Genomic DNA, 8,202 nt, shown 5'->3' with positions numbered 1-8,202 from the left:
TCCCTGCAATTAACAGCACCGAGTTAGATAGCTTATTTGAAAAGTGGAAAGAGCAAGGAGTGAATTTTGCTCAAGAGCGCGAAGAGTCTGTATATGGTATCAATTTTGTTGCGTTAGACCTTGATGGGCATCGATTGCGAGTATTTGCTTAACGTTACCTTGTTTTTCTTAAAAGCCATTAACTTCATGAAAATGTCCTAGTGAAATACGTAAAGTAATCGGTGAATGATAACTCCGCGTTTTTAGTAGGTATATTAATCAATATCAATCTGTTAACTATGTCACTGGTTTGATATAAGAAACAGGTGAATCTCCAAAACAACTTACACAATCAAAACTGAACTGTAAGAAAATCGCTGTTAAGCTGTCTAGATAATGCCAATAGAATCAACGCTAACATGACAGCTAGAACGTTTGTGTCCAAAAACTTCTCAGATTGAATTTTTACCCGTGGCATTTTCTAGCTCGAAAATGCCCCAAAGCTCGTTAGGGAAGTAGGTTGTAGATGTAACAAAGAAAGATAAGCAGCTATATCTGTTCAGTTTAGACATAACTGCTTTTTGAGGGTGAGAGGGTAACGCTATTTCACTTCGTACCTAAGTAGAACTTCATTATCTAATACAACATTTGTTGACCAAATGAAGCTTGCTCCAGCACCGCTGAATTTTTCAATAAAATTCATGTAAGATTTCTTATTATTCACACCAATTTCATCTTCTGAGTATTCAGTCGCTTGTGGCCATGAAATTGCGTCAAAATCTTCTGCCATCCAGTTACTTGGAGTCTCCCAGTGAGCAGCATAAGCATTTTCACCATTATCTGTACCTTGTGTTGTACAGTTCTCCGATAATCGCTTACCATCAACTTCACTCAGGCAACTTAAATCATAGATTGGTGCAGTATAAAATGTCTGTGCTTGCCAGTCGGAACCCGTCACAGTACCGTCACTAAAGCTTGCGATAAAGCCACCATCACCTGGGTGGTATGCCTTGCCTCGGTTATCTTCTGTACCTAAACCTAAGTTTTCTTCCCAATCGATTACTTTTACGGCAATAGTGTATGGCTTATTTACCTTAAACTTTACGATACTAGAGTTAAACGGTGTAAAAGGTACTGTATCTACTGCAACGAGCTGACCATTAATATATAACTCAAAATAGTTGTCAGCAAAGATGTAACCAGTGATCTCTTTACCATCTGAATCAATAATAGCCACAGGGACAGAGTCTTCATCCACATCGGCTATGCTTTCGGGTGCGATGTTAGAGCACTCTTCATAAAGATCGACCGCTTTTGGCGCAGTTGTGAAATGGTTTTGAGCAGGGACTGTCCACACTTTTCCATCAGCGTCAGCAATTTCACCGATGCCTGCAACACGACTTCGACCATTCGCACACTCAAAAAGATTCGCTTCTACTGTTTTTGCAAGACCTTGGGTAATGCTAGCTGAACCTTTGTAGTCACTAGTGGTTCCGCTTACTGTTAGGTCGGAGGATGGAGAGCAGCCAGCCAACAGTAAGGCAATAGACGAAAGAGCGAATACTTGATTATTTGTAGTAACCATCAATAAAAATCCAGTAGTAAGTATGAAGTTTAAGTGTAGTTTTTAGCCTCAACAAATCAATATGTTGAGCTACTTAAATAGTTGGGACATATATTAGGCTATGTACTGTAAATGAACGTAAACGATGTGTGATTTTAAGTAAATGGACTTCTACTCCGTTCTTTCACAGATAGCACTTCGTAACTTAGAAATGTCCAAAAATGTGTTAAAGGGTAGTCTCCTACCCTGTTTCAATCAGCGGCCATAAGCCGCTTTTTTAAATCCAGCCTCGCTCAGAAAAAGACACCACACACTCAAATGAAACCACAAAGTGGTCCAGTACTCGGATATCAACCAATGCCAACGCATCCGTCAGTTGACGGGTAATGCGTCGGTCAGCTTGACTTGGGGTGGCGTCGCCACTTGGGTGGTTATGATAGAGAATAACCGCACTCGCGTTCGCGGCCAGCGACGCTTTCACGACTTCACGCGGATAGACCGAAGCGGCATTAACGGTACCGTAGAACATCTCTTTGGTGCGCAACACTCGATGTTGATTATCGAGGAAGATAATCCCAAACACTTCAGACTCACAAGCGGCCAAGGACGTTTGACAGAACGATTTCACCAATTCAGGCGAGGTTAATGGCGTTTGTTCTGAGATAAACAGTTTGGATTTGAGAATGCTTGCGGCCTGGTCAAGGATGCCCTTTTCTTCTGATGTGAATAACGAAACATTTGAGTATTGAACATGTGCTGACATGGTATTTCCTTTCGGTCTTGGTGAGCGTCTGACTGTCCGTACCCAGTTGCAGGTTCTGCAGCGCAAGGGCGCGCAGCGGCGAAGCCTCCCTTGCGTGAGGGTTCTCAAATGGGACGGTTTAAAGGAAGTCGCGACAACAAGCCAAAAGGACAGCCTAAGCCAATATCTCAACCCAAAGTACGTCGCCCAGGTAGAAATGTCCCTTCCCCACCAAGAGAGCGCCCTGCTGGTTACTCGACTTGCGCCACTCGATAACCTTGGCTACTTAGGACAAGACCGAACAGGGCGTTGCTCGTCTAAAAACACAAACCGCTTGAATACCGCAAACAGTTGGAATATCGAAACAAAATTCAGACAGATTGATGATCTGATGAGTATTTGAGCCGTCACGCATCTGCCGACTTTAGTCGTCATACAGACAAGAGAGTAAAGCCTTAGCCGACGTGCGATGCTCAGAGGTTGTTCCTATCGTCCTTTCTGCTTTCTTTGCGTAGCCGTAGTCTTCTCGCATCTGTTTAATGGTGGTAGTCAGGTCACACACACTGATACTCACCCCCTTGCCTCGGTTGCCTTACTCTAGTATTAAGGCGTCGGTATACCCAAACTCATTCACCAAAATTTCATGAACCTTGACGGCCTTTACGGTGGAATCAAAGTCGGTCGAATTCACCCAAATCACGTGCATGGATATGTCAGCGGATACTGTAGAACGCACTTTCATGTGACCCCCTAAGCGCCAAAACGCACATCAAAACAAAACCCTGAGCACTTAAACGTCCCCTCTCCCGTTGTCACAAATCGCAACGCGGGAAACACAGAACCGTAAGTGGTGTAAAGAATGATGTGATCCACTCGCTCGTGAAGAAACCATTCACCAAAGCCAGCACCATTTAATTCGATGAAAAATTCACGGATTTCATGGAAAGCAAAACGACGCGACACCAATTGCGGAAACTGCTGCTTAATAGCTTCAACGAACCCTTGGTCTTTTAACGCTGCGATATCAGCCTGTTGCTCTGGCGACTGACGGCGACTGAACATTTTCAAACGCTGGATTTTGGAAACAAAATCAGATTTTCTTTTCGTCTCATCACGACAATTTTTGACTTGAGAGCGCAACTTCAATACCACCAAAGGACTAGAGACATCATTTTTTGGTGAGCTTTCGTGCCCCAGCGGCGAAACGCTGGTCGATGAATTTGAATTAGAGAGAGTTGGGGTTGAGTTTTGTTGCGCCATGAGAGTTTCCTTTCTGTTTGAGTATCACTTTTCGGAGCCGCTTGGCTGTCCGCTCTCTCAACATCGTTCTGCTTTGCAAGGGCGCGCAGCGGCGAAGCCTCCCTTGTAAAGCAGGTTGTGGGGAGAAACGGTTAACAGCCTGCATGCCCGAAAATGATGCGAGTGAAAGAAAATCGGCGCATAAGAAAACAAGCCCTTACACGAACTTATTCAAAGACAGAGAGAACAACGAGGAGGGAACGACAAGGCGCTATGACTCTTGGGACAATAACGGGGTTCAAACAAAGCCTAGCCGCAGTGGAACCAAGGCAACGATAGAGTCATGATTAAAGACACGTTTACAGTGTTAGTCTTTACAAGGAGAGAAGGCCCAGAACAGGTAATAAGACGCTTCAAGTGTGATGTTCATTCGTGCTAGAAGTTAAGTCCAAACTAAGGCTCTATGAAATGTCTTAAAATAGATACAGAGCCTGAAAAACAAATATGTATTACATAGGTAATACATATTCAATTCATTTTATTAATCAACTCAACGAGCTCTTCATCATCTATCTTGTCTCGATATAAAGCCAAAGCTCGGTACAGTTTCGCTGCAGACACATTTCTCTCTGTCTGCTCTTGCAGATTTGCTACCCAATCGGTTATCCGTTCTTTATCAGTAAGTGACATTCTAAGAGTCAGAGGAGGCACCATATAAGATGTCGTCACTTTCTTTTTGACAGTCGTAATTCCAGTCGACTTACTTGAACCTTCGTTCTTGTCAGTAGAGATAGCTGTTATAGCTCCTCGTTTTTTCAACTTGCTCATATGTATTACCTATGTATTACATCAAATTCAAAAGAAACGCAGCCAGTTTTCGGTAATCGTTATTAACAAGAGAGCCCGATTTATAAAAGCGCACAGGAGAGGAAACGGCATTAGCTTGTCCGACATGCTCAGAACGACGGACAGATACTGGTAGCAATTTATCTTGTACCACCTCCAATTCCTCATCAATGAACTCATTAATAATAGTGTTTCTTGAGTCGACCTCGTTCCTCAGGATCAGATAATTGCCTTCATCCTCCTTAATTTCATAGACAGCTTCGAGTAAAGAGCTAATGCCGTCTAATGAAAATGCACCTGAATCTACAGGGATCAAGATAAGGTCCGAAGCCTGGATTGCGTTAAGAGTCGTTAGGGATAAGTTTGGTGGAGTATCAAGAAGAATGAAATCATAGGTATCACCTAACTTCGCTAATTGCTTTTCTAAAATTCGTTCACGATTAATCTTTGTCAGTGATGTTTCGATGACACGTGACAACTGAACATCAGCGGGAACGACATAGAGGTTTTCAATAGAGTTCCCATTAATCTGTGCAGGTTGAATTAAATCGACAATGGACACAACTTTAGGCTTGTCAAACAAAGCAGCCACCGTCTCTTCAAACTTAAAATCACGTTGTCCGGTTAACGTTTTAGAGCAGTTCCCTTGAGGATCGAGGTCAATAACTAACACTTTTCGTTTTCGTGCAAGCTCAGCCCCTAAATTGACAAGAGTCGTGGTTTTTCCAACGCCACCTTTTTGGTTCGCCGCGCTGATGATCTTAGTTTTCATAATAAACACCTCATGTATTACATGTGTAATACACAATAAAAAACAAAAAGCACACTGTCAATGTATTACATATGTAATACACTTTTTCTATCAACACTTAAAGTTATTCCCCCGTTACCAGTCGATGATGTCAAGACACTAAAAATCCCAAAGAAAGTGACACCAGCCGCGAGATCACCATCCGTAGGAATCAAGTTATTAGGCTCCTCACCACCCAAAACTTCTTGGTTAAGTTAATCCCAACACTAGAATCAAAGTCAGTTCTGAAATTGAAAATATTGTGACTACAACGGGGGACACTGTTTAAGCATGAATCGGATTCATCAAGTCCCGACGCGCCATCGATATTTGGAGCGATCTGACTCACACCAGAAAGACGCGAATTTAAACCCAAAGAATGGCTAAGTTTTGCCTACTGGCGTGATGAGCAGCGCCAACTGGTTGAACGCCACGACAAGATTGAGTCACCCATTGGGCAGAGTCATGAAAGTGAAATCCCACTGTTCATTGCGGCTGTTGCAGATTGCCAAGAAAAAGGAATAAGCCTCCTACACTATAGATTTAACGACCGAACTCGGGAATGGCTGGCTGAGCCATTAAGCGCCATCGATTTATCATCTCGGTTATTAAGACGACGGAATTGCAAAGAATAGGAAAATGGGAGGGAGATGGTAAAGAAACGCATTGAACGTTTGGACAACCCACACCCGTCTCTGGTGCTGAGATCGTCTACGTATAAGTCTAGACAAGTTGCAGAAAACATTTTTTGAAAGACACTCAAGGCCGAACAGAGAGCTCAGCTTCGAGTGTCTTCGACTGGATCCTGAGACTTCCTAGCGTGTTATGGCTTGCTCGACACGCAACTGGCCCCAAGCGACACCCCACTTTTATGAACTAATCCCGATCGTCCATTAACCAATCCCACTCGATAAAATTTAGACGGCTCTGCCAAGGATCGTGTGGAGGTCCAATAAACGATGTTGTTTACAAAGCCAAATTGTGCAAACAAATCCCCCTGCTCACCAAGGGCCGACAATTCCTTTTCTGTTGCTCGACGCCAATCGTTTTTTCCCAAAAAGTTGAGTTGTGCTAGATTTTTGCAATACCGATCATATTGCCCACCGGATCCGTCTGGCAGCGAATAACGACCATCTTGACGAAAATTGACAAAGTGTTCATGTCTTGTTGCATACTTCCCGCGCCCTAAAAAACGGGTTGAGAACGCCTTCCCAGTAGAGACACTATTATTTTCTTGGGAGTAATTCAGTGCATTTAAAAAACGGATGGATGGTGTGGCCGTAAAATACTTATTCTCGGCCTCTCCCAGGGTTCCTTTAATAACTTTTAAACATGCCCCTCCTGGGGTGTTTTTGTCGGTACTATTAACCTCACCGCACGAGGTTAATTCCGGTAAGACCTCAATCGTCAGCGGCTCACTCTGTACGCCTCTAAAATGGGCGTAAACAGTCACCGTGCCTTTCTTTCGAGCCAATCCTGTCAGCTCAGTCTTGGGAATGTATAAGATCTCGGGATCACTGGATTCCAACGTAAGCTCAGACAGTGCTGAGATATTCACTCGCGACTTGTTATTAGGCGCGGCGATATCAAACAAGGCTTCCGTTTCTGCGACGACATCGAACGTGAGCGTGCTGTTTACGGGTAAGGTTTCAGTGTCCGGCGTAATGAGTACTCCACTGACCTGAAGTGGCCGTGTTTTGACTTCGCTCTCTTCAACCAGGGCACCTTCGTTACAACCAGCCAAGAACATCCCGACGAGCAGCAAGGTGCTTTTCAATATTTTAATAGAACTGGGGGGGGGGGTCATCCTTAATTTCCTCATGACATTTTTAATTAGTGACGAGGAATATATATCTTATGATCGCTGCGCGTTTTTGCTCTACCCTCTTTTTTGAAATTAATTAAGCTTAAATTAGAATTGAGTAAACACTCAGAGGGGCTTAATTTGAAGTAACCTTAAAAATTTAACACTAATATTCGATAAGTTAGATATTAGAAAGGTGTTCCCAAAAGAAAATACCCTAATGAATGAGAAGCCCATTTAGTCTTCTACTCTTAACACGACATCGCCCTGCTCTAATAACTCGCCAATCGCTTGTTGGTAAGCTTCTTCGACGATGGTTTGTTCCCAAATACGCTCGTATTCGGATAAGACTTGTTGTCTAGAGATGGTCGACACCCCGAAGCTTAATACGCCCTCGATACGATGTCGTCGGCTGGTGATCAGTTTAACCTCCGTCCATGAAAGTACTGGTTTGGCGAGGCGCCTAGATTGGAGTTCCTTTTTCTTTTTCGCCATACTCGAGTCTTAACGGATGTAGACCATCAGCTTATCAGAGGTGGCACAGACGCTTGACTGTTTGCTCATACAAAAATCAACATAAACCTTGCTCCGCGCGCATCACAAACAAGATGTACACCTTGTCCCCGTCTTGCTTGCAAAAAACACGACAAGGGTTGACCACAACTTCGCGGTAATTGAGGTGTTCAACTTTGTCGAAAATATTTTGAATCATCTGCTTGGCCGCAACCAGATATTCAAGGGCAATGTATTTCGCGATATCCTTGAGGTCCGATCACGCGGCTCACTCCAAATCACTTCAGCCATTTTGACATCTTGTCCTTAGCTTCATCCTGACTCAAGGACTTGCCTTGTGAAATGGCGCGCTCACCACATGCGATCCCTTCAAAGATAACCAAACGGTTTTGCATAAAATGATAGTCGTCCACATCAACCAAATACGCAGAAGGTTTACCGTGTTCGGTGATTAGCACAGGTTCTTTGGTGTCGTGTAAGTCCGCTAGGATTTGGGACGCTTGACGCTTGAGGGAAGTAACGATCTCGACTTTCATAAGAGTAACTCCAAAATAAGAGTAATAAAGTGATACTGTCGTATCACTTTCAAGGTGCCAGGTGTAGTGGTCAACAAATACCGGACACTGACTTAAGCCGATTTTCGGCATTTACTGGCGACAGCCCATCATTTGCTTGATGAGGCCGTTGCCGATTATAGTAACTCATCAGGTAATGGCTGATGTCTT

Annotated in this window: 11 protein-coding genes and 1 pseudogene; 1 reads left to right on the top strand and 11 read right to left on the bottom strand. The window is 43.6% G+C overall.

What is annotated here, in order from left to right:
• Positions 1-580: 580 nt before the first annotated feature.
• Both AACW75_RS21580 and radC read right to left on the bottom strand, forming a co-directional pair.
• Complete coding sequence (locus AACW75_RS21580) at positions 581-1,564, bottom strand: hypothetical protein (RefSeq protein WP_237297952.1); 984 nt, start codon at positions 1,562-1,564, stop codon at positions 581-583.
• Between the two features lie 256 nt (positions 1,565-1,820).
• The gene (gene radC / locus AACW75_RS21575) at positions 1,821-2,306 is read right to left on the bottom strand and encodes a RadC family protein (RefSeq protein WP_102538508.1); all 486 of its coding nucleotides are present in this window, start codon (positions 2,304-2,306) and stop codon (positions 1,821-1,823) included.
• A 196-nt stretch (positions 2,307-2,502) separates the two neighbouring features.
• Between radC and AACW75_RS21570 the strand changes: the two genes are divergently transcribed.
• Complete coding sequence (locus AACW75_RS21570) at positions 2,503-2,688, top strand: hypothetical protein (protein ID WP_157937826.1); 186 nt, start codon at positions 2,503-2,505, stop codon at positions 2,686-2,688.
• 21 nt (positions 2,689-2,709) lie between these two features.
• Here AACW75_RS21570 and AACW75_RS21565 read toward each other — a convergent pair whose 3' ends face one another.
• The 9 genes and pseudogenes from AACW75_RS21565 to AACW75_RS21525 all read right to left on the bottom strand — a co-directional run bounded on the left by AACW75_RS21565 (position 2,710) and on the right by AACW75_RS21525 (position 8,013).
• Positions 2,710-2,859 carry a hypothetical protein gene (locus AACW75_RS21565; protein WP_237297951.1) on the bottom strand — a complete coding sequence of 50 codons (150 nt, stop codon included), beginning with the start codon at positions 2,857-2,859 and terminating at the stop codon, positions 2,710-2,712.
• Positions 2,860-2,877: 18 nt separating this feature from the next.
• Entirely contained in the window at positions 2,878-3,027 is a 150-nt protein-coding gene (locus AACW75_RS21560; RefSeq protein ID WP_237297950.1) for a hypothetical protein, read from the bottom strand.
• Between the two features lie 8 nt (positions 3,028-3,035).
• Positions 3,036-3,545: a hypothetical protein gene (locus AACW75_RS21555; RefSeq protein ID WP_237297949.1), complete on the bottom strand. Its 510-nt coding sequence runs from the start codon at positions 3,543-3,545 to the stop codon at positions 3,036-3,038.
• Between the two features lie 507 nt (positions 3,546-4,052).
• Positions 4,053-4,352 carry a hypothetical protein gene (locus AACW75_RS21550; protein ID WP_016799982.1) on the bottom strand — a complete coding sequence of 100 codons (300 nt, stop codon included), beginning with the start codon at positions 4,350-4,352 and terminating at the stop codon, positions 4,053-4,055.
• Positions 4,353-4,368: 16 nt separating this feature from the next.
• A complete protein-coding gene (locus AACW75_RS21545; RefSeq protein WP_016799981.1) occupies positions 4,369-5,142 on the bottom strand; it encodes a ParA family protein in 774 nt (257 codons plus the stop codon).
• A gap of 841 nt (positions 5,143-5,983) precedes the next feature.
• The gene (locus AACW75_RS21540) at positions 5,984-6,967 is read right to left on the bottom strand and encodes a DUF1566 domain-containing protein (protein ID WP_237297948.1); all 984 of its coding nucleotides are present in this window, start codon (positions 6,965-6,967) and stop codon (positions 5,984-5,986) included.
• A 234-nt stretch (positions 6,968-7,201) separates the two neighbouring features.
• Positions 7,202-7,339 (bottom strand): hypothetical protein, encoded by a 138-nt coding sequence (locus AACW75_RS21535; RefSeq protein WP_237297947.1) that lies wholly within the window; start codon positions 7,337-7,339, stop codon positions 7,202-7,204.
• A 196-nt stretch (positions 7,340-7,535) separates the two neighbouring features.
• A pseudogene (locus AACW75_RS21530) lies at positions 7,536-7,768 on the bottom strand (type II toxin-antitoxin system RelE/ParE family toxin).
• Complete coding sequence (locus AACW75_RS21525) at positions 7,756-8,013, bottom strand: type II toxin-antitoxin system Phd/YefM family antitoxin (protein ID WP_016799979.1); 258 nt, start codon at positions 8,011-8,013, stop codon at positions 7,756-7,758. The pseudogene AACW75_RS21530 and the gene AACW75_RS21525 overlap by 13 nt, the downstream one beginning before the upstream one ends.
• Positions 8,014-8,202 lie beyond the last annotated feature (189 nt).

It is taken from the genome of Vibrio sp. L3-7 (genome assembly GCF_963898195.1).
Classification (GTDB): Bacteria; Pseudomonadota; Gammaproteobacteria; order Enterobacterales; family Vibrionaceae; genus Vibrio; species Vibrio echinoideorum.
Note: the sequence above shows the minus strand (reverse complement) of the source record. Positions and strands in the feature narration are given on the sequence as shown.